Origin of the sequence: Dryocola sp. LX212, assembly GCA_041504365.1 — a bacterium.
GTDB lineage: Bacteria > Pseudomonadota > Gammaproteobacteria > Enterobacterales > Enterobacteriaceae > Dryocola.
In genome coordinates this window covers 1,547,459-1,568,278 of sequence record CP167917.1, presented here as the reverse complement: position 1 = coordinate 1,568,278, position 20,820 = coordinate 1,547,459, and the positions used below count along the sequence as shown (strand labels likewise).

Genomic DNA, 20,820 nt, shown 5'->3' with positions numbered 1-20,820 from the left:
TCCTGACAGTTCTCTGCGTCCCCGATCCTCGCCTTTCTTCTCTTTGCGTTGTAACATGCCAGCAAAATTTGCCTGATAATTCCTTTATCTACCTGCACTGGCCGCCATGAATAAAACCCGTCAACAAGAACTTAATCGCTGGCTGAAACAGCAAAGTATCATTTCCCGCCGCTGGCTTGGCCTCTCACGTATTTTAGGGCTGGTAAGTGGTCTGCTGATCGTGGCCCAGGCCTGGATACTTGCGCGCCTGCTCGACCATATGATCATGGAAAATATTCCTCGCGAGGCGCTGCTGCTGCCGTTTATCACGCTGGTACTGATCTTTATTCTGCGGGCATGGATTGTCTGGCTGCGCGAAAAAGTGGGATTCCATGCGGGGCAGCACATTCGCCATGAGATCCGCCGTAAGGTGCTGGATCGCCTGCACGCCGCAGGCCCGGCCTGGATCCAGGGCAAGCCAGTCGGCAGCTGGGCTACGCTTGTGCTGGAACAGATCGAAGATATGCATGACTACTACGCCCGCTATCTGCCGCAAATGTCGCTGGCGGTCATGGTCCCGGTACTGATTCTGCTAACTATTTTCCCCGTTAACTGGGCTGCCGCCCTGATTCTGCTTGGCACTGCTCCGCTGATCCCGCTGTTTATGGCAATGGTCGGCATGGGTGCCGCAGACGCAAACCGTCGTAATTTCCTGGCGCTCGCTCGCCTGAGCGGCCATTTCCTCGACCGCCTGCGCGGTATGGAAACCCTGCGCCTGTTCAACCGCGGGGCCGCGGAAACAGAAAGCATTCGTAGCGCTTCCAAAGACTTCCGCCAGCGCACTATGGAAGTGCTGCGCCTCGCGTTTCTCTCTTCCGGCGTGCTGGAGTTCTTTGCTTCTTTATCTATAGCCCTGGTCGCGGTCTATTTTGGCTTCTCTTATCTGGGCGAGCTTAATTTTGGTCATTATGGCGTTGGCGTCACGCTTTTTGCCGGGTTCCTGACGCTTATCCTCGCGCCGGAGTTCTTCCTGCCGCTGCGTGATTTAGGGGCTTTTTACCACGCCAAAGCTCAGGCTGTGGGTGCCGCGGACAGCCTGATTACCTTTATGGAAGCCCCTTTACAGCGCAAAGAAGAGGGGAGTATCCAGCTTCCTGCTGGTGCGCCTTATACAATTGAAGCGCGCAATCTGAAAATTTCTTCCGCCGAAGGCCATCCGCTTGCCGGGCCGCTGAACTTTACTCTGGCAGCCGGAGAACGCGTTGTGCTGGTCGGGCAAAGCGGCGCGGGAAAAAGCTCGCTGCTTAATGCCCTGTCCGGCTTCCTGCCGTATGAGGGAGAACTGAAAATTAATGGCACCGAGCTTGCGCATCTCGACTCCTCCTGGTGGCGCGAACAGCTCAGTTGGGTGGGACAAAACCCCCAGCTTCCGGCCGGTACTTTGCGGGAAAACGTCCTGCTGGCTAACCCCGATGCGAGCGATGAAGCCTTGCATGAGGCGCTTGAGAAAGCCTCCGTCAGCGAGTTTTTGCCCTTGTTGCCGCAGGGACTTGATACGCCGCTGGGGGATCAGTCCGCCCGCCTGTCGGTTGGACAGGCACAGCGTGTAGCCGTTGCCCGCGCTCTACTGGTTCCCACCGAGTTCCTGCTGTTGGATGAACCGGCTGCAAGCCTTGATGCCCACAGCGAGCAGCGCGTCATGGAAGCGCTTAGTGAAGCCTCGCGACAACAGACTACCGTTATGGTCACTCACCAGCTCGACTACATCACCGAATGGGACTGCATCTGGGTGATGCGCAACGGCGCCATCGTCCAGCAGGGCGATTTTGCTACCCTGGCCGCTCAGGACGGCCCATTTGCCGAGCTGCTGGCCAATCGCAAGGAGGAGATCTGATGCGCGCCTTACTGCCCTATCTCGCACTCTATCGCCGCCATTTCTGGCTGCTTTTCCTGGGCGTCGTGCTCGCCATTGTTACGCTTCTTGCCAGCATTGGCCTGCTGACGCTTTCCGGCTGGTTCCTGTCGGCCTCTGCCGTCGTAGGGGTGGCCGGTCTTTACAGCTTTAACTATATGCTGCCTGCTGCCGGTGTGCGTGGCGCAGCTATTACCCGAACGGCCGGACGCTACTTCGAGCGTCTGGTCAGCCACGACGCAACGTTCCGCGTTTTGCAGCATCTTCGCGTCACGACCTTCAGCAAGCTGCTCCCCCTCTCCCCTGCCGGACTTGCACGTTTTCGCCAGGGCGAACTGCTCAACCGCCTGGTTGCCGACGTCGACACGCTCGATCATCTCTACCTGCGGGTGATTTCACCGCTGGTTGGGGCATTCGTCGTTATTCTGGTGGTGATCTTTGGCCTGAGTTTTATTGATATAACTCTGGCACTCACGCTGGGCGCGATTCTGCTGGCAACGCTGATTATTCTGCCGCCGCTGTTTTACTACGCCGGGAAATCGGCCGGTGAAGCCCTGACCGCTCAACGCGGGCAATATCGCCAGCAGCTTACCTCCTGGCTACAGGGACACGCGGAGCTGACCATTTTCGGAGCGGCAAACCGCTACCGCGAACAGCTCGACAGCACGGAGATTCACTGGCAGGAAGCTCAGCGCCGCCAGTCAGAACTAACGGCACTCTCCCAGGCGATGATGCTGCTCATCGGTGGTCTGGCGGTGGTAGTCATGCTGTGGATGGCGGCGCACGACGTCGGGGGCAATACCACGCCGGGCGCGCTGATTGCGCTGTTTGTCTTTTGTGCGCTGGCCGCTTTTGAAGCGCTGGCGCCGGTCACCGGGGCGTTTCAGCACCTTGGGCAGGTCATTGCTTCCGCCTTACGCGTAACCCAGATTACCAGCCAGCAGCCCGAGGTCACATTTAAATCTGGCCCGCAGGAAGCGCTGGCTCAGGTCTCCCTGGCAATGGATCAGGTAAGCTTCACCTACCCGGGCCAGCAGCAGCCTGCGCTCAAAGAAATTACGCTTACAATTCCGGCGGGCCAGCACATTGCCATTCTTGGGCGTACCGGCTGTGGCAAATCAACATTACTGCAGCTGCTTACTCGCGCCTGGGACCCTCAGCAGGGCTTGATTAGCGTCAACGGCCAGCCGCTGGGCGAAGTGAGTGAAGAGACGCTGCGCGCCGCAACCAGCGTTGTGCCACAGCGCGTACATCTGTTCAGCGCAACGCTACGCGACAACCTGCTGCTGGCCGCGCCTCAGGCAACGGATGAACAGCTCACTGCCATACTTGAGCGCGTGGGGCTTGAAAAACTGCTGCCGGAAGCCGGGCTGAACAGCTGGCTGGGTGAAGGGGGCCGCCAGCTGTCCGGCGGTGAGCTTCGCCGTCTCGCTATCGCCAGGGCCTTACTGCACGACGCGCCGCTGATGCTGCTGGATGAGCCAACTGAAGGTCTCGATGCGGAAACTGAACGGCAGATCCTTGATTTACTTGCGGAAGTAACCGCAGGGAAAACCGTTCTGATGGTCACGCACCGCCTGCGCGGACTGGCCCGTTTCGGCAGCATAATTGTGATGGACAACGGACAAATTATTGAGCAAGGTAATCACGCCGAACTGATGGCTACCGGTGGTCGCTACTACCAGTTCCGCCAGCGTTTGTAACGCGGCAATTAGGCTATTATCAATCAATATTTCCTGCGTTGTCGGAGTGATGAAGTCATGCGCCTGATACAGCTTTCTCGTGACTCTATCGCCTTCCCCTCTCCGGAAGGCGCGTTGCGTGAACCGAATGGGTTACTGGCACTAGGGGGCGATCTCAGCCCGGCCAGACTGCTGATGGCGTACCAGCGCGGGATTTTTCCTTGGTTCTCGCCGGGGGATCCTATCCTGTGGTGGTCCCCGGATCCCAGGGCCGTGCTCTATCCGGAGCAATTTCACCTCAGCCGCAGCATGAAGCGCTTCCACAGCCGCTCGCCGTTCCGGGTGACGCTCAACCATGCTTTTGAAAAAGTCATTACCGGCTGCGCCCAAGATCGTGAAGAGGGTACGTGGATTACCCAGGATATCGTAGAGGCCTATCAGCGCCTGCATGAGCTGGGCTACGCGCATTCTATTGAGGTCTGGGAAGGCGAAGAGCTGGTTGGCGGCATGTACGGGGTGATTCAGGGGGCGTTATTCTGCGGCGAGTCCATGTTCAGCCGCCGGGAGAATGCCTCTAAAACAGCGCTGCTGGTATTCTGTCGGCACTTTTTGCGCCACGGCGGCAGGTTGATTGACTGTCAGGTTCTGAACAGCCATACCGCGTCTCTGGGAGCCATCGAGATCCCCCGCCGGGATTATCTCCGCCACCTGGCCGATTTACGTACGGAGCATCTAATTTCCCACTGTTGGGTGCCACAAACCCTACCGGACTAATAATGTTTACGGCACATTTTTGTTGAGGGTGTTATAATTAGCCGCGCAGAGTGAACTCTGCCCATTACCCCGCCGCCGTATGGGAACTGCAATTAAAGGGAACGCCCCTCGTTTATCTCTTCGCACCCCTTGTTGTTAGCGCATTTGATGCAGCTTTCGCGTGGTTTATGGGTAATGTGCAAAATGCACTTTGCTGGTGAATTCACCAACAATTCTTTACATGATAAGCGAACTTCGGCATTATCTTGCCGGTTCAAAACATTGGTAGTGATACCCCCGAGGATTAGATGGCCAAAGAAGACAATATTGAAATGCAGGGTACCGTTCTTGATACGTTACCTAACACCATGTTCCGCGTTGAGCTGGAAAACGGGCACGTGGTAACCGCTCATATCTCCGGTAAAATGCGTAAAAACTATATCCGCATCCTGACGGGTGACAAAGTCACTGTAGAGCTGACCCCGTACGACCTGAGCAAAGGCCGCATTGTCTTCCGTAGTCGTTAAGAGTTTTTTGCTGTCGTAGCCGGGCGCTGCGACCGAGCAGTCGCTAATAAAAAGGCCGCATTGATATGCGGCCTTTTTTTGTGCTCAGAGCAGCTAGTGTGCCGCTTCCGGCTTGCGCTTCTGGGCGCTGACAAAGTTGTAGGTCAGCTGGTTATTCTCCAGCGCCACGGTCACCTGTCCGCCGTCTACCAGTGAACCAAACAGCAGCTCGTTGGCAAGCGGTTTTTTCAGGTTGTCCTGAATGACACGCGTCATAGGGCGAGCGCCCATGGCACGGTCATAACCTTTCTCCGCCAGCCAGTCACGCGCTTCCTGGCTGACTTCCAGCGAGACGCCTTTCTGATCCAGCTGCACCTGAAGCTCGACAATAAATTTGTCGACCACCTGATGAATCACCTCGGTGGAGAGGTGGTTGAACCAGATGATGTTGTCCAGACGGTTGCGGAATTCCGGCGTAAAGATCTTTTTGATCTCTTCCATGGCGTCGGTGCTGTTGTCCTGACGAATCAGGCCAATAGACTTACGTTCGGTTTCACGCACGCCGGCGTTAGTGGTCATCACCAGAATCACATTGCGGAAGTCCGCTTTGCGCCCGTTGTTATCGGTCAGCGTGCCGTTATCCATTACCTGCAGCAGCAGGTTAAAGACGTCCGGGTGCGCTTTTTCTATCTCATCAAGCAGCAGTACCGCATGCGGATGTTTGAGCACCGCATCCGTCAGCAGCCCACCCTGGTCAAAACCAACGTAGCCCGGAGGCGCGCCAATCAGGCGGCTTACCGTATGGCGCTCCATGTACTCGGACATATCGAAACGCAGGAGCTCAATGCCCAGCGATTTAGCCAGCTGTACGGTCACTTCCGTTTTACCTACGCCCGTTGGGCCAGCAAACAGGAAGGAGCCTACCGGTTTATGATCCTGCCCCAGACCCGCACGGCTCATCTTAATGGCTTCGGTTAACGCCTCAATGGCTTTATCCTGACCAAAGACCAGCATTTTCAGGCGGTCGCCCAGATTTTTCAGCGTATCGCGATCGCTCGCAGAGACGCTTTTTTCCGGAATACGCGCGATGCGGGCAACCACGGTTTCAATATCCGCCACGTTAACGGTTTTCTTGCGCTTGCTTACCGGCATCAGGCGGCTGCGAGCACCGGCCTCGTCGATAACGTCAATCGCTTTATCCGGCAGGTGACGGTCGTTGATGTACTTCACCGCCAGCTCCACCGCTGCACGAATCGCTTTCGCGGTATAGCGCACGTCGTGGTGCGCTTCGTACTTGGTTTTCAGGCCGTTGATGATCTGCACGGTCTCCTCAACGCTTGGCTCAGTGATATCTATCTTCTGGAAACGGCGCGCCAGCGCGCGGTCTTTTTCAAAGATGTTGCTGAACTCCTGATAGGTGGTTGAACCGATAACGCGGATCTTGCCGCCGGAAAGCAGCGGCTTGATTAAGTTTGCCGCATCGACCTGGCCGCCAGAGGCCGCACCAGCGCCGATAATGGTATGGATTTCATCGATAAACAGGATGCTGTTCTGATCCTGCTCAAGCTGTTTAAGCAGCGCCTTAAAGCGTTTCTCAAAGTCACCGCGATATTTAGTCCCGGCCAGCAGCGAGCCGATATCCAGCGAGTAGATCGTACAATCAGCCATGACTTCAGGCACGTCGCCCTGCACAATGCGCCAGGCCAGGCCCTCCGCAATAGCAGTTTTACCCACGCCGGACTCCCCCACCAGCAGCGGGTTGTTCTTACGGCGACGACATAGCACCTGAATGGCTCGCTCAAGCTCCTTGTCGCGGCCAATCAGCGGATCGATACCGCCCACGCGCGCAAGCTGGTTGAGATTGGTGGTGAAGTTTTCCATACGTTCCTCCCCGCCTGCTTGCTCTTCATTGACCGGATTGTCGGCACCCGGCGCCTGGTTTGGCTCGTCTTTACGCGTGCCGTGGGAGATGAAGTTCACCACATCGAGACGGCTGACTTCGTGTTTGCGCAGCAGATAGGCTGCCTGGGACTCCTGCTCGCTGAAGATGGCAACCAGCACGTTGGCACCGGTTACTTCACTGCGGCCAGAAGACTGGACGTGGAAAACCGCGCGCTGCAGAACACGCTGGAAGCTGAGCGTAGGTTGCGTATCTCGCTCTTCTTCACTGGCAGGCAGCACCGGTGTGGTTTGTTCGATGAAGGCTTCAAGTTCCTGACGCAGCGCCACCAGATCCACGGTACACGCTTCCAGCGCTTCCCGGGCCGATGGGTTACTGAGCAAAGCCAGTAACAGATGCTCGACGGTCATAAACTCATGTCGGTGCTCGCGCGCTCTGGCGAAAGCCATGTTTAAACTGAGTTCCAGTTCTTGATTGAGCATAGGCACCTCCCCCAAATTGTTGCCTTCTTCAGGCTTGTTCTAGCGTACACAGCAGCGGATGCTCGTTCTCCCTGGCATACTGGTTCACCAGCGCTACTTTGGTTTCTGCCACTTCCGCAGTAAATACCCCGCAGATGGCCTTCCCCTGATAATGAACCGTGAGCATCAGCTGTGTGGCTCGCTCTACATCATAAGAAAAGAACTTTTGCAGCACGTCAATAACAAATTCCATCGGCGTGTAGTCATCGTTCATTAACATCACTTTATACATAGAGGGTGGTTTAAGCGCTTCGCGCAGTTTATCGCCCACTAATTGGTCAAAGTCTAACCAGTCGTTCGTCTTACCCATTGCGCATCGTCATCATATTAAATCGTCTGGCCTTCACCAGAACGAGGCCCTTAGGTTGAGTGTAATACGCTTTTGGCTACTGCAACTAATTGTGTTGCAAAGTGATGGCTGGAACCCTTAGCGAGCCAGATCACAATATTAGCAATAGCGTTAACTGCTTCAAATTTCTGAGTGATTGTCCCCCCTTCTTCCCGGCTGAACGCTTGACGCAGTGATTAAAATATCTACATTGTACTGGCGTGAGTTGGCGAGGTTATGAACAGCCCGCCCTTACCCACCGGTTCATTCCATCTCAATTATAAGATTTACGAAGGATGTCGAAGCATGGAGACGGGTACAGTTAAATGGTTCAATAACGCCAAAGGGTTCGGCTTCATCTGCCCCGAAGGCGGCGGCGAAGATATTTTCGCACACTACTCCACCATTCAGATGGATGGGTACAGAACGTTAAAAGCCGGGCAAGTTGTCAGGTTTGATGTACATCAGGGGCCAAAGGGCAATCACGCCAGTCTTATCCTTCCACTCGAAGTGGAAGCGGCGGTTGCCTAGCCCCGTTGATTTATTGTGTACATCCCAAAGCCAAAATGCCAGCCCTGACGGCTGGCATTTTTATTGTCAGCAAAATACCAGGCTACTCCCTCGCCAGCGCGTCAATCGGGTTCAGCCTTGCAGCGTTACGCGCGGGCAGCCAGCCGAACAGCACGCCTGTCGCGGTTGAGCAGGCAAACGCGGTGAGCAGCGCCATCGGCGAGAAGCCAATCTGCCAGCCGGGTAAAAACAGCCCCAGCGTGAAGGCTATCAGCAGCGAAAGCGAAATCCCCAGCGCCCCGCCCACCAGACAAACCAGTACGGCTTCGATTAAAAACTGCTGTAAAACGTCGCTTGCCCTGGCCCCTACCGCCATACGGATCCCGATCTCTTTCGTACGCTCGGTCACCGATACCAGCATGATATTCATCACCCCGATACCGCCCACCAGCAGAGAAATCACCGCCACCAGCGTCAGGAACAGCTGTAGAGTACGTGTGGTCTTTTCCGCCGTTTTCAACAGCCCGTCCATATTGTAGGTGAAAAAATCTTTCTTGCCGTGGCGCAGCTCGAGCATGCGGTTAAGCTGCAGCTCTGCTTCATGGCTGTCATAGCCATCCTTCACGCGAACGGTAATGGTGTTGAGCCAGCTCTGCCCCATCACCCGCCCGGCCATGGTATTGTAGGGCAGCCAGACGCGCAGCACCTTGCTGCTGCCAAACATCGACTGCTTCTCTTCCGCCACGCCAATGACCGTGGCGGGCATATTGCCTACCAGGATCACCTCGCCGATCACGTTAGCCTTGTTCGGGAACAGCTGACGCTTACTGTTGCTGTCCAGCACAACGACCTGGGCACGCCCGGCAAGCTGCTCGCTGTTGAAGGTGGTGCCCTGGCTCATGGTCATGCCGTAGACGTCAAAATATTTGCCGTTAACGCCGTTGACGCTCGCGGCCGCGTCCACGTTGCCGTAGCGTAACCGCAGATTGCTGGAGATGGACGGCGTTGCGGACGTTACCCACGGCTGCTGTTCAATCGCCGCCAGGTCGGCGTACTTCAGCGCCTGCTGGTACTGCGGATCGTCATCGCCAAAATCCTTGCCGGGATAGACGTCGATAGTGTTGGTGCCTATTGCGCGAATATCCTCGAGCACCAGCTGCTTTGCCGCATCGCCCACTATAACTATCGACACCACCGAGGCGATGCCGATAATAATCCCCAGCATGGTCAGTAGGGTGCGCATCTTATTGGCGGCCAGCGCCAGCCAGGCCATTGAAAACGCCTCGCGGAAGCTGCTGATGGTTTGTTTTATGCCGGAAGCCGTCGGGCGCGTAGCCGCATCGCTTTTTGCCTTTACGTCCCGTGAGATGGAAGGAGGATTGCTGATAATTTCGCCGTCGTGGATCTCGATGATGCGCTGCGCCTGGGCGGCAACCGTCGGATCGTGGGTAACGATAATCACCGTGTGCCCCTGCTCGCACAGTTGCTTGAGCGTGGCCATCACCTCTTCGCCGGAATGGCTGTCCAGCGCCCCGGTCGGCTCATCGGCAAGAATAACTTGCCCGCCGTTCATCAGGGCGCGGGCGATACTCACTCGCTGCTGCTGGCCACCCGAAAGCTGCGAGGGGAGATAGTCAACCCGCTCCGCCAGCCCCAGCCGCATCAGCAAAGCGCGGGCGCGCTGCTGGCGGTAGACCCGGGCCGTTCCCGCATACACGGCGGGAACCTCAACGTTTTGCGTCGCGTTGAGGTGCGACAGCAGATGATAGCGCTGGAAGATAAAACCAAAATGTTCCCGACGAAGGGTTGCCAGCTCGTCGCTGTTCAGCGCGGAGACGTCCACCCCCGCCACTTTATAGCTGCCGCCCGAAGGTTTATCCAGGCAGCCGAGTATGTTCATCAGCGTGGACTTGCCGGAGCCGGACGCCCCGACAATCGCCACCATCTCACCCGCTTCAATCGTGATGCTGACACCTTTGAGCACTTCAACCTGCTCGTCCCCGGAGGGGTAGCTGCGGCGAATTTCCTTGAGCTCAAGCAGTGCCGTCATGGTGCGCTCCCGGCGTTCGAGCGGCCCGTCACGACCTCTTCTCCTTCGGTCAGCCCCGTTGCAACCTGTACCTGGGTATCGTTACGCATGCCGATGGTGATTTCACGCTCGCGGGTTTCACCGTTGCGCAGCACGGTAACTTTGTAACGGTTATCGCCCACCGGTTCGCCAAGCGCCGCCAGAGGAATGGTCAGAACGTCTTTCACGCCGCCGAGCTGGATGTGGACCTGAGCGGTCATTTCCAGACGCAGCACGCCCTGCGGGTTCGGCACTTCAAAGCGCGCGTTATAGAAAATCGCGTCGTTAACTTTATCCGGGGTCGGCAGGATATCTTTCAGCGTGCCTTCATAGCGTGTCAGGGGGTCGCCCAGCACCGTAAACCACGCTTTCTGGCCTGGCTTAAGATGAATAACATCCGCCTCGGAAACCTGTGCCTTCACCAGCATAGTGCTGAGATCCGCCAGCGTAAGAATGTTTGGGGCCTGCTGTGCCGCGATCACGGTCTGCCCCTGCAGGGTCGTGATCTGGGTGACTTCGCCAGCCATTGGCGCAACGATGCGCGTAAAGTCGAGGTTGGTTTTTGCGGTATCCAGAGAAGCCTGATTGCGCTGGATTTGCGCTTCGATAGTGCCTATCTGGGCGATCTTAACGTCGAGGTCCGTTGCCGCGGTGTCCAAATCCTGACGCGACACGGCCTGGGTTTTCGCCAGCGCCTGCTGGCGGCTCAGCGTCACCTGAGCGAGTTTTGCCTGCGCCTGGGCCTGGCGACGCTGGGCGCGAAGCTCCATCAGCGTAGCCTCGACCTCTTTAATCTGGTTCTGCGCCTGTTCTGGGTCGATAACCCCCAGCAGCTGATCCTTTTTCACTTTATCGCCGATATTCACCGACAGCGTTTTTAACTGGCCGCTCACCTGCGCGCCGACGTCAACCTTGCGTAATGCATCCAGCTTGCCCGTTGCCAGCACGCTCTGCTCGAGCGCGCCTTTGCGCACAATCATGGTCTGGTAGGTGGGCGTGGGCGCGTTCAAAAACTGCCACAGCCAGATGACCAGCATCAGCACCAGTAGCGCAAGAAGCCAGTAACGTTTTTTTATTTTTCCCTTGAATCTCATAGGCATCCCGGAGGTAAAGCTCAGTTAAACAGAGCGTCAACAAATGTAAAAGCTCTCTCGTGACGCACGGCCCGATTGAGCGTTGGTTGAGGTTAACGGTGCTGAAATAGCCGTCTTAACCGCAAACCGAGTAATGATTATGTCGCAGATAGCCGTAAACCAACAGACAACGACAGCGCCTCAGAGCGGCTGGCAGCTGTTTCTTTCCCTCGCGAAAGGTGTGCAGCAGCCGGGTTCTGCGTGGCATAACCCGGGCTATCGCCACAAATTCATGCTGCGCTCTTTGCTGACGCCGTTCACAACAGGCCAGCTGCTGTCAGCGCTGGCGCAGCAGCCGCTGCTTGATGTCCTGCTTAGCGCCCAGCCAGGGCTGCCCTGCCGCCTGCATCGCCCCTATCTGACGGCGAATTTTAACCGCAAGGATACCCTGAATGCATTGTGTTTCCACTACCGGACGCTGGAGGATGCGCTGCCGGAAAAGCTGATCCGCCGCCATTTAACCATCGGCGGTGCCCGTCTCGCCGAGCTAGAGGGCAAGAACGATTTTCGCTATTACATCGATTTTTGCACGCTTGCCGATCTGGATAAAGAAGGCGAAGCCACGCTGGTGATGCGCAACGAAGAGGGAACCACGCTTGCAGAGCTGACCTTTACCCTTTGTGAAATTAACGGCAAATCCACGCTGTTTATTGGTGGCCTGCAGGGGGCAAAATCCTGGGTCCCGCACGAAGCCATTCAGCAGGCGACCAAAGCGTGCCACGGTTTATTTCCTAAACGCCTGCTGCTGGAGGCGGCCTGTCAGTTGGCCCGGCACTTTAACGTTGAGCAGATCCTTGCCGTCAGCAACAGCGCGCATATCTACCGCTCATGGCGCTATAAAAAGAAGAAAAAAGGGAAGCTGCACGCGGACTACGACAGCTTCTGGCAGTCGATGAGCGGCGAGCTGCAAACCAGCGGCTTCTTCCGCCTGCCGGAAAGCGTCGCCCGCAAGCCGCTGGAGGAGATTGCCAGCAAGAAACGCGCTGAATACCGCCGCCGCTACACGCTGCTGGATGCCATGAGCGACGGCATTGCTGGCAAGCTTTAGTCTGCTCTGCCTCGCGCCAGCCACAGCACCCGCGAGAACATTTTCCTCAGGACTGGAGGAATGGAGTCCACGCCGCGCCGTCCCGCCTCCATCGCCACTTCAATAGCCAAATCCGGTTTGGAAGAGCGATGGATTGCCTTGACGATTATGCGGCGCATATTCATATGTACGTTCTCAGGAATTTGCGACACGCGATGATAGACGTCCGCGAATCCCTGGCGGTACATAAAGTGTTCCATATCCAGCGCCGGGAGCGCCGTCAGGTGGTCCCGCTCCTGGTCTTTATCGTTATCCAGCAGCCCGCGCACCGTAGCAGCATACTTCTTCCCAGCTTCATCCCCGTCCACCAGCACATGCCATTCAATGCCCATGCGGCGGGCAAATTTGATCAGCGGTTTCAGTCCGGACTGCGCAAATTCAATAACCTTCACCCCTTCCGCATCAAAATGGTGGCCGCACTGGCGCGCGAGCTCGTTCATCACCCAGACTTCCGTCTCCCCTTCAACCAAAAGCCAGCAGCGGGCAAACAGAGATGAGGCGCGGTTAAAACGGATGTGGAAGGCGATACGGCGGCTGTCTTCGGCGTTCATGCCGCCAGGGCCAAGCCGCCAGGCGGCGACCCTCGATGATTCGCGCACCAGCCGACAGACCTGCTCAACCGGGGTTAGCGACAGAAGCTCGCCGGAATTGGTGGTGGTAATTTTTTGCAGCGGCAGCAGGTTCAGCAGGTGCCAGGCAACGGAGAGCATTATAGGATGCAGCCTGGTCTCCGGATCTTCCACCAGCAGCAGCGGGCGCGCATCGCGATCGAGCGTAACGGAACCTTTGGCCTGCAGCAGCGTAGAGAACATGCTCAGCAGGATCATCCGGTGGGTGCGGCTGTTGGGCCTGTCGATCATCCGGTTAATGACGTCCAGATAGCGCCAGCTGCGCTGCTCGTCGTGAGAGCGGCGGCGCATCAGCCTCTTGTGGGCAACGGCCCCCTGCTCAGAAAAATAATGCTCCAGCAGCTGCACCATGGCGGAAAGCCCCTGCCGCAGCTGGGCGTCGGTAAGATTCTGCGGCCGGGAAACCAGCTCGCGAGCCAGAAAGTCCAGCTGGCGGGCAGTCATTTCGGTTTCCGGCATCGCGGGTATGCTGCCGTTGCGTAAACGACGCATAAAGCGCGCGTCCCGCAGGCGCAGAACTGGATTCAAACGGGTGATCTGCTGTGCCAGAGAATCAATATCAACAAGTTCTATGGCTCTGCCTTTGTTGTCCAGGAAACTGCGCAGTGTCAGCACCGAATCGTCTTCTGCAAGCTCCCCTTCCAGACGATAAAGAATGCGGTGATAACCGTCACTGCCTTCACCCCACAGCGGCGCAAGCTCACGGTAGCGACGACCAAGATGATGGCCCGGCACGGTTTCCCGAAACGTCAGAATGATATGAAGATGGTGCTCGCGCCCCGGCATGTCTCCGGGTGGAAAATAGAAATCGTCACGAGAAAAGTGGTATAGCTGCTCCTGCGGCGAAAGCAGCAGCGTCAATGCATCCAGCAGGCTCGACTTACCCCAGGCATTCTCGCCGATTAGCACGTTGTTCTGCTCAAGCTGTAATGACAAACGATTGATGCCGCGAAATCCGACAACCTCTACGCGTTCAAGAAACATACTCCCTCCAGGATCTGAACGACCAGTTCAACTGGCGCTCCAGGCGGCATGTTGTCGAGTATAGCGGCAAAGTGGTGGTCGTTAACACCACCCTGAACTTGTGCAGAAATAAACAAAATAGATCAAAGAAAGCTGCTTCAAATAACGGAGAAATTATTTATTTTTGTACAACCCAAGAAAAATCCTACTTTATTCTGAATATGACTATACTTTTCACTGGTATATTCTTAAAAGGAATCGCACCTCATTGCCTTAAATCAAACTAGTTGGATATATTGCGCTGGCTCTGGGTAGACGAATTCTTTAAAATTTCCAGGCATTTTTTCGTCATACCCTTAATGACGGTAATAAAACAGCAATACAAGCAGGCGTTAATTAGTAACGTAGGTTAGCTATTGTTGTTTTTTCAACACAGAGGTGGTTATGTTTAGAAAATTAGCAGCAGAGTTCTTTGGAACATTCTGGCTGGTATTCGGTGGCTGCGGCAGCGCGGTATTAGCAGCGGCTTATCCTGAACTGGGGATTGGTTTTGCTGGAGTTGCGCTGGCATTCGGTTTAACCGTGCTGACGATGGCTTATGCCGTTGGCCATATTTCCGGCGGTCATTTTAACCCGGCGGTAACTCTGGGCCTGTGGGCTGGCGGTCGCTTCCCGGCGAAAGAAGTGGTTGGCTATATTGTTGCGCAGGTTATCGGCGGTATTGTTGCGGCGGGTATTCTGTATTTAATCGCCAGCGGTAAGGCTGGTTTTGATGTCGTAGCAAGCGGTTTTGCATCGAACGGCTATGGTGAGCATTCACCTGATGGCTACAACATGCTTTCTGCCATTATTATCGAAATCGTATTAACCTGCGGCTTCTTAATTGTTATTCACGGCGCGACGGATAAATTTGCTCCGGCTGGTTTCGCACCTATCGCCATCGGCCTTGCGCTGACCCTGATTCACCTGATCAGCATTCCGGTCACCAACACCTCTGTTAACCCTGCACGCAGCACCGCAGTGGCTATCTTCCAGGGTGGCTGGGCGCTACAGCAGCTGTGGCTGTTCTGGCTGATGCCAATTATCGGCGGTATCCTTGGTGGTCTGATCTATCGCCACCTGCTGGAAAAACGCAGCTAATAAATTAAGATGCTGTGCAAAAGGCCTGGCCCGTGCCAGGCCTTTTTTTTGCGTCATGATGCATAAACATCCTGATATTGTGTGACTTTACTCACTTAACTTCTTTGGGTAGTGTGTAACCCGCCGTCATACCTATCGCAAGGACTCACCACCACATGTTTTCGGGATTGTTAATCATCTTAGTGCCGCTGATTGTCGGATACCTTATTCCCCTGAAGCAAACAAGCCTCCTGAAGCTCATCAACCGCCTGCTCAGCTGGATTGTCTACGTCATCCTGTTTCTGATGGGGGTCAGCCTCGCCTTTCTGGACAACCTCGCCAGCAACCTGCTGGATATTTTTCATTACTCCGCCGTCAGCGTCATTGTCATTCTGCTGTGTAACGCCGCAGGCCTGCTGTGGCTCGAGCGCACCCTGCCCTGGCACCATAGCCACCAGCAGGAAAAGCTGCCGTCGCGCATTGCCATGGCGCTGGAATCCCTGAAGCTGTGCTTTGTTGTGGTAGCGGGCTTTTTGCTGGGGCTGACCGGCTGGGCATTCCTGCAGCACGCCACCGAGGCCAGCGAGTACACTTTAATATTCCTGCTGCTGCTGGTCGGCGTCCAGTTGCGCAACAGCGGCATGACGCTGAAGCAGATCGTGCTTAACCGTCGGGGGATGATCATCGCAGTGGTCGTGGTCCTGAGTTCGATGGTGGCAGGGGTCATCAACGCCCTGATTCTTGGCCTGCCGATCAAAACCGGGCTGGCGATGGCCTCGGGCTTCGGCTGGTATTCGCTGTCCGGCATCCTGATGACCGAGTCCTACGGGCCGGTTATCGGTAGCGCAACCTTCTTCAACGATCTGATTCGTGAGCTGCTGGCCATCGTCCTGATCCCGGGGCTGGTGGCTAAAAGCCGTTCGACGGCGCTTGGCCTGTGCGGAGCAACATCCATGGACTTCACCCTGCCGGTACTGCAGCGCAGCGGCGGCCTGGAAATTGTACCCGCCGCCATTGTGCATGGGTTTATCCTCAGCCTGCTCACTCCGCTGCTCATGGCCTTCTTCGCCTCCTGATATCCGGCTGGCGGCAGGCTCCTGCCGCCAACTTTGCGCTAAATCAATCTCTCGTCAGGTTCCGGCAAAAAACGCTTTTCTCCCGATCCCCACAGGCATAACCTTAAATATGTATATTAAATATAACTTTAAAAGGTACGATCATGTTTTGTGTGCAATGTGAACAAACGATCCGCACCCCTGCGGGTAACGGCTGCGCTTACGCTCAGGGGATGTGTGGCAAAACTGCCGAAACTTCAGACCTGCAGGACCTGCTGATTGCCGCCCTTCAGGGCCTGTCGGCCTGGGCCGTTGCCGCACGAAACGTGGGCATCATCGACCACGAAGTTGACAGTTTCGCGCCGCGCGCCTTTTTCTCGACCCTCACTAACGTTAACTTCGACTCCCCTCGCATCGTTGGCTACGCCCGCGAAGCCATCGCGCTACGCGGCAGCCTGAAGGCTCGCACTCTGGCCATTAAGCCGGACGCTGTGGTCGACAATCCGATGGCGGATCTGCAGCTGGTCAGCAGCGATTTGGGCGAGCTCCAGCGCCAGGCGGCAGACTTTGCGCCAAACTGCGATAAAGCGGAAATCGGCGAAGACATTCTTGGCCTGCGCCTGCTGTGCCTGTACGGCCTGAAAGGCGCGGCGGCCTATATGGAACACGCCCACGTGCTGGGCCAGTATGACAATGACATTTACTCCCAGTACCACAAAATCATGGCGTGGCTCGGCACCTGGCCTGCGGACATGGGCGCGCTGCTCGACTGCTCCATGGAAATCGGCCAGATGAACTTCAAAGTGATGAGCATTCTCGATCGCGGCGAAACCACAAAATACGGCCACCCGACGCCGTCCCAGGTGAACGTTCGCCCGGTAGCGGGCAAATGCATTCTGATTTCCGGGCACGATCTTAAAGATCTCTACAACCTGCTGGAGCAGACCGAAGGCACCGGCGTTAACGTCTTCACCCACGGTGAGATGCTGCCCGCCCATGGCTACCCGGAACTGCGTAAATTCAAACACCTGGTGGGTAACTACGGCAGCGGCTGGCAGAATCAGCAGAGCGAATTCGCCCGCTTCCCCGGGCCGGTCGTGATGACCTCAAACTGCATTATTAACCCGGAAGTCGGCTCCTATACCGACCGCATCTGGACGCGCAGCATCGTCGGCTGGCCGGGCGTCAGCCATCTCGAAGGGGATGATTTCGCTCCGGTGATTGCCCAGGCGCAGCAGATGGCGGGCTTTCCGTACAGCGAAATTGAACATCTGATCACCGTCGGCTTTGGCCGCCAGACTCTGCTGGGCGCGGCCGACACGCTGATTGATTTAGTCAGCCGTGAAAAGCTGCGCCACATCTTCCTGGTTGGTGGCTGCGACGGCGAACGCGGCGAGCGCAGCTACTTTACGGATTTTGCCACCAGCGTGCCGAAAGACTGCCTGATCCTGACCCTTGCCTGCGGCAAATACCGCTTCAACAAGCTCGACTTCGGCGACATTGAAGGGCTGCCGCGCCTGGTGGATGCGGGCCAGTGCAACGATGCCTACTCGGCGATTATTCTGGCGGTCACCCTCGCAGAGAAGCTCGGCTGCGGCGTTAACGACCTGCCGCTGAGCCTGGTGCTCTCCTGGTTCGAACAAAAGGCGATTGTTATTCTGCTGACCCTGCTGTCGCTGGGCGTCACCAACATCGTCACCGGGCCGACCGCGCCGGGCTTCCTGACGCCAAACCTGCTGGCGGTTCTCAACGAGAAGTTTGGCCTGCGCGCCATCACCACCGTTGAACAGGACATCAAAGCGCTGATGAGCGCATAAGGAGCCGCCATGACTATGCCTACGCCGCTGTGCCCGTACCGCATGCAGGTGCATCACATTCATCAGGAAACGCCGGACGTCTGGACGCTGTCGTTAATCAACCACGACTTCTACCCTTACCGGGCCGGGCAGTACGCATTAGTAAGTATTCGCAACAGCGATGAAACGCTGCGCGCGTATACCCTTTCCTCGACGCCGGGCCTCAGCCCGTTTGTGACGCTGACCGTACGCCGCATCGAAGGTGGTGCAGGCTCAGGCTGGCTGACTCAGGAAGTGAAAGTGGGTGATGACTTATGGCTGTCGGAGGGCCAGGGGGAGTTCACCTGCGAGCCGCTAACCACCGACCGCTATCTGCTGATGGCCGCTGGCTGCGGCGTCACGCCGGTTATGTCGATGCGCCGCTGGCTGGCAAAACATCGCCCTCAGGCGGACGTGCAGGTGATTTATAACGTGCGCTCCCCGGAGGACGTCATCTTTGCCGACGAGTGGCGTCACTATCCGGTTACCCTGGTGGCCGAAAATAATGCGGCACACGGCTTCATCGCCGGACGCTTAACGCGTGAACTTCTTGCCGCCGTTCCCGATATCGCCTCCCGTACGGTCATGACCTGCGGCCCGGCGCCTTATATGGATCTGGTAGAAAAAGAGGTGAAGGCACTTGGCGTAACTGAGTTTTATCAGGAGAAATTCTTCACCCCCGTTGCCGCACCCGCTGAGAGTGGTCTGAAATTTACCACCCTTAAACCAATGCGTGAGTTCTACGCTCCGGCTGGCACCACGCTGCTGGACGCGCTGGAAAGCAACAGCGTGCCGGTAAATGCCGCCTGCCGCGCGGGCGTATGCGGCAGTTGCAAAACCAGGGTCGAGTCCGGCGATTACACGGTCAGCAGCACCATGACGCTCACCGAAGCCGAAATTGCCAGCGGCTACGTTCTGGCCTGTTCCTGCCATCCACAAAGTGATTTAGTCCTCGCCTGATCTCCATCATGCCATCCGCTACGGGTGGCACTTTCTGCACGGTCACCTCCTTTTCATTGACTAAGCTTGTTAACGGTAACTGAATCGTGACAAGGAGAAACGATGAAACAGAACGTAGCCAGCTATCTGACAAAAACACTCGAAAGCGCAGGAGTGAAACGCATCTGGGGCGTCACCGGGGATTCCCTCAACGGCATCAGCGACAGCCTTAACAAGATGGGCACCATTGAATGGATGCCGACGCGTCATGAAGAGGTTGCTGCCTTTGCCGCTGGCGCAGAAGCCCATATCACGGGCGAGCTGGCGGTCTGCGCCGGGTCATGCGGCCCGGGCAACCTGCACTTGATCAACGGCCTTTTCGACTGCCACCGCAACCGCGTGCCGGTGCTGGCTATCGCAGCACATATTCCCTCAAGCGAAATCGGCAGCGGCTACTTTCAGGAAACGCACCCCGAAGAGCTGTTCCGCGAATGCAGCCACTACTGTGAGCTGGTGTCATCCCCGGAACAGATCCCGCAGGTGCTGGCCATTGCCATGCGTAAAGCCGTGCTCAACCGTGGCGTTTCCGTGGTGGTTATTCCAGGGGACGTGGCGTTAAAACCGGCGCCTGAAAACGCCAGCACTCACTGGTATCCGGCACCGCAACCGGTGACAGTGCCTGCCCACCAGGAGCTGCAAAAGCTCGCCCAGCTCTTACGCTATAACGACAATATTGCGCTGATGTGCGGCAGCGGCTGCGCGGGTGCGCACGAAGAGTTGATCCAGTTTGCCGCCATGCTGAAAGCGCCGATCGTTCACGCCCTGCGCGGCAAAGAGCACGTCGAATATGACAATCCTTATGATGTCGGCATGACCGGGCTTATTGGCTTCTCCTCCGGCTTCCACACCATGATGAACGCCGACACGCTGATCCTGCTCGGCACCCAGTTCCCGTATCGCGCCTTCTACCCAACGGATGCGAAAATTATTCAGATTGATATCAACCCCGGCAGCATCGGGGCGCACAGTAAGGTGGATATGGCGCTGGTTGGCGATATCAAAGCTACGCTCGCGGCCCTCCTCCCGCTGCTGGAAGAGAAAACCGATCGCAGCTTCCTCGATAAAGCGCTGGATAACTATCGTGAAGCGCGCGAAGGGCTGGACGAGCTGGCAAAACTTGGCGATGGCAAGCTCATTCATCCCCAGTACGTCGCCCAGCAAATCAGCAAGTACGCCGATGAGGACGCGATTTTCACCTGCGACGTGGGTACGCCGACCGTCTGGGCCGCACGCTATCTGAAAATGAACGGCAGGCGTCGTCTGCTCGGCTCCTTTACCCACGGCTCCATGGCGAACGCCATGCCTCAGGCGCTTGGGGCGAAAGCCACCGCGCCGGACCGCCAGGTCGTCGCCATGTGCGGCGACGGCGGCTTCAGCATGCTGATGGGCGATTTTCTTTCCGTGGTACAGATGAAGCTGCCGATTAAAATCGTCGTCTTTAACAATAGTGTGCTGGGCTTTGTGGCGATGGAAATGAAGGCCGGTGGCTATCTCACGGATGGCACAGATCTGCACAGCACCAACTTCGCGAACATCGCCAACGCCTGTGGCATTACCGGTATCAGGGTAGAAGATCCGGCCGAGCTGGATAACGCCTTACAGCGCGCCTTCAGCATTGACGGCCCGGTGCTCGTAGACGTCGTGGTCGCCAAAGACGAACTCGCTATTCCACCGCAGATAAAACTCGAACAGGCTAAAGGTTTCAGCCTTTATATGCTGCGCGCTATCATCAGCGGGCGGGGAGATGAGGTGCTGGAGCTGGCGAAAACCAACTGGTTCCGGTAAAACATTGGGTTACTGTGGATATTGATAAGTGTTGTAGAGTGGATAAGCGTGAGCGC

The 20,820-nt window shown here is 56.6% G+C and carries 16 protein-coding genes; 11 read left to right on the top strand and 5 right to left on the bottom strand.

Going from position 1 to position 20,820, the window contains the following annotated elements; all coding sequences use genetic code 11:
* The first annotated feature begins 106 nt into the window (after nt 1–106).
* The 4 genes from cydD (at nt 107) to infA (ending at nt 4,853) form a co-directional block, all read left to right on the top strand.
* Nucleotides 107–1,873 (top strand): cysteine/glutathione ABC transporter permease/ATP-binding protein CydD, encoded by a 1,767-nt coding sequence (cydD, locus tag ACA108_07550; protein XEX97349.1) that lies wholly within the window; start codon nt 107–109, stop codon nt 1,871–1,873.
* Nucleotides 1,873–3,594, top strand: coding sequence for a cysteine/glutathione ABC transporter ATP-binding protein/permease CydC (gene cydC, locus ACA108_07545; protein ID XEX97348.1), 1,722 nt, complete (start codon nt 1,873–1,875; stop codon nt 3,592–3,594). Before cydD ends, cydC begins: the two co-directional genes overlap by 1 nt.
* 57 nt (nt 3,595–3,651) lie before the next feature.
* Nucleotides 3,652–4,347, top strand: a complete 696-nt coding sequence (gene aat / locus ACA108_07540) for a leucyl/phenylalanyl-tRNA--protein transferase (protein XEX97347.1) — start codon at nt 3,652–3,654, stop codon at nt 4,345–4,347.
* Between the two features lie 287 nt (nt 4,348–4,634).
* Complete coding sequence (gene infA / locus ACA108_07535) at nt 4,635–4,853, top strand: translation initiation factor IF-1 (GenBank protein ID XEX97346.1); 219 nt, start codon at nt 4,635–4,637, stop codon at nt 4,851–4,853.
* 93 nt (nt 4,854–4,946) lie between these two features.
* Here infA and clpA read toward each other — a convergent pair whose 3' ends face one another.
* Together clpA and clpS are read right to left on the bottom strand one after the other, a co-directional pair.
* Nucleotides 4,947–7,214, bottom strand: a complete 2,268-nt coding sequence (clpA, locus tag ACA108_07530) for an ATP-dependent Clp protease ATP-binding subunit ClpA (protein XEX97345.1) — start codon at nt 7,212–7,214, stop codon at nt 4,947–4,949.
* A 28-nt stretch (nt 7,215–7,242) separates the two neighbouring features.
* Complete coding sequence (clpS, locus tag ACA108_07525; GenBank protein ID XEX97344.1) at nt 7,243–7,563, bottom strand: ATP-dependent Clp protease adapter ClpS; 321 nt, start codon at nt 7,561–7,563, stop codon at nt 7,243–7,245.
* A 324-nt stretch (nt 7,564–7,887) separates the two neighbouring features.
* On the opposite strand from clpS, the gene cspD reads away from it, so the two are divergent.
* Nucleotides 7,888–8,112, top strand: a complete 225-nt coding sequence (cspD, locus tag ACA108_07520) for a cold shock-like protein CspD (protein ID XEX97343.1) — start codon at nt 7,888–7,890, stop codon at nt 8,110–8,112.
* A gap of 82 nt (nt 8,113–8,194) precedes the next feature.
* On the opposite strand, the gene macB is transcribed toward cspD, so the two are convergent.
* Both macB and macA read right to left on the bottom strand, forming a co-directional pair.
* Nucleotides 8,195–10,141, bottom strand: a complete 1,947-nt coding sequence (gene macB / locus ACA108_07515; protein ID XEX97342.1) for a macrolide ABC transporter ATP-binding protein/permease MacB — start codon at nt 10,139–10,141, stop codon at nt 8,195–8,197.
* On the bottom strand, nt 10,138–11,253 hold the full coding sequence (macA, locus tag ACA108_07510) for a macrolide transporter subunit MacA (protein ID XEX97341.1): 1,116 nt from the start codon (nt 11,251–11,253) through the stop codon (nt 10,138–10,140). Before macA ends, macB begins: the two co-directional genes overlap by 4 nt.
* Nucleotides 11,254–11,392: 139 nt before the next feature.
* On the opposite strand from macA, the gene ACA108_07505 reads away from it, so the two are divergent.
* Nucleotides 11,393–12,340: a VirK/YbjX family protein gene (locus ACA108_07505; GenBank protein ID XEX97340.1), complete on the top strand. Its 948-nt coding sequence runs from the start codon at nt 11,393–11,395 to the stop codon at nt 12,338–12,340.
* Here the strand turns inward: ACA108_07505 and ACA108_07500 are convergent.
* Nucleotides 12,337–13,992, bottom strand: a complete 1,656-nt coding sequence (locus ACA108_07500; protein ID XEX97339.1) for an ATP-dependent endonuclease — start codon at nt 13,990–13,992, stop codon at nt 12,337–12,339. The two genes, ACA108_07505 and ACA108_07500, sit on opposite strands and share 4 nt — an antisense overlap.
* A 423-nt stretch (nt 13,993–14,415) precedes the next feature.
* Here ACA108_07500 and aqpZ point away from each other — a divergent pair, with 423 nt between their 5' ends.
* The 5 genes from aqpZ (at nt 14,416) to poxB (ending at nt 20,764) form a co-directional block, all read left to right on the top strand.
* On the top strand, nt 14,416–15,111 hold the full coding sequence (aqpZ, locus tag ACA108_07495) for an aquaporin Z (protein XEX97338.1): 696 nt from the start codon (nt 14,416–14,418) through the stop codon (nt 15,109–15,111).
* Between the two features lie 155 nt (nt 15,112–15,266).
* Nucleotides 15,267–16,166: a lysine exporter LysO family protein gene (locus tag ACA108_07490; protein ID XEX97337.1), complete on the top strand. Its 900-nt coding sequence runs from the start codon at nt 15,267–15,269 to the stop codon at nt 16,164–16,166.
* A gap of 143 nt (nt 16,167–16,309) precedes the next feature.
* Nucleotides 16,310–17,962, top strand: a complete 1,653-nt coding sequence (gene hcp / locus ACA108_07485; protein ID XEX97336.1) for a hydroxylamine reductase — start codon at nt 16,310–16,312, stop codon at nt 17,960–17,962.
* Between the two features lie 9 nt (nt 17,963–17,971).
* Nucleotides 17,972–18,940 carry an NADH oxidoreductase gene (gene hcr / locus ACA108_07480; GenBank protein ID XEX97335.1) on the top strand — a complete coding sequence of 323 codons (969 nt, stop codon included), beginning with the start codon at nt 17,972–17,974 and terminating at the stop codon, nt 18,938–18,940.
* 102 nt (nt 18,941–19,042) lie between these two features.
* A complete protein-coding gene (gene poxB, locus ACA108_07475) occupies nt 19,043–20,764 on the top strand; it encodes a ubiquinone-dependent pyruvate dehydrogenase (GenBank protein ID XEX97334.1) in 1,722 nt (573 codons plus the stop codon).
* The last annotated feature ends 56 nt before the right edge of the window (nt 20,765–20,820 follow it).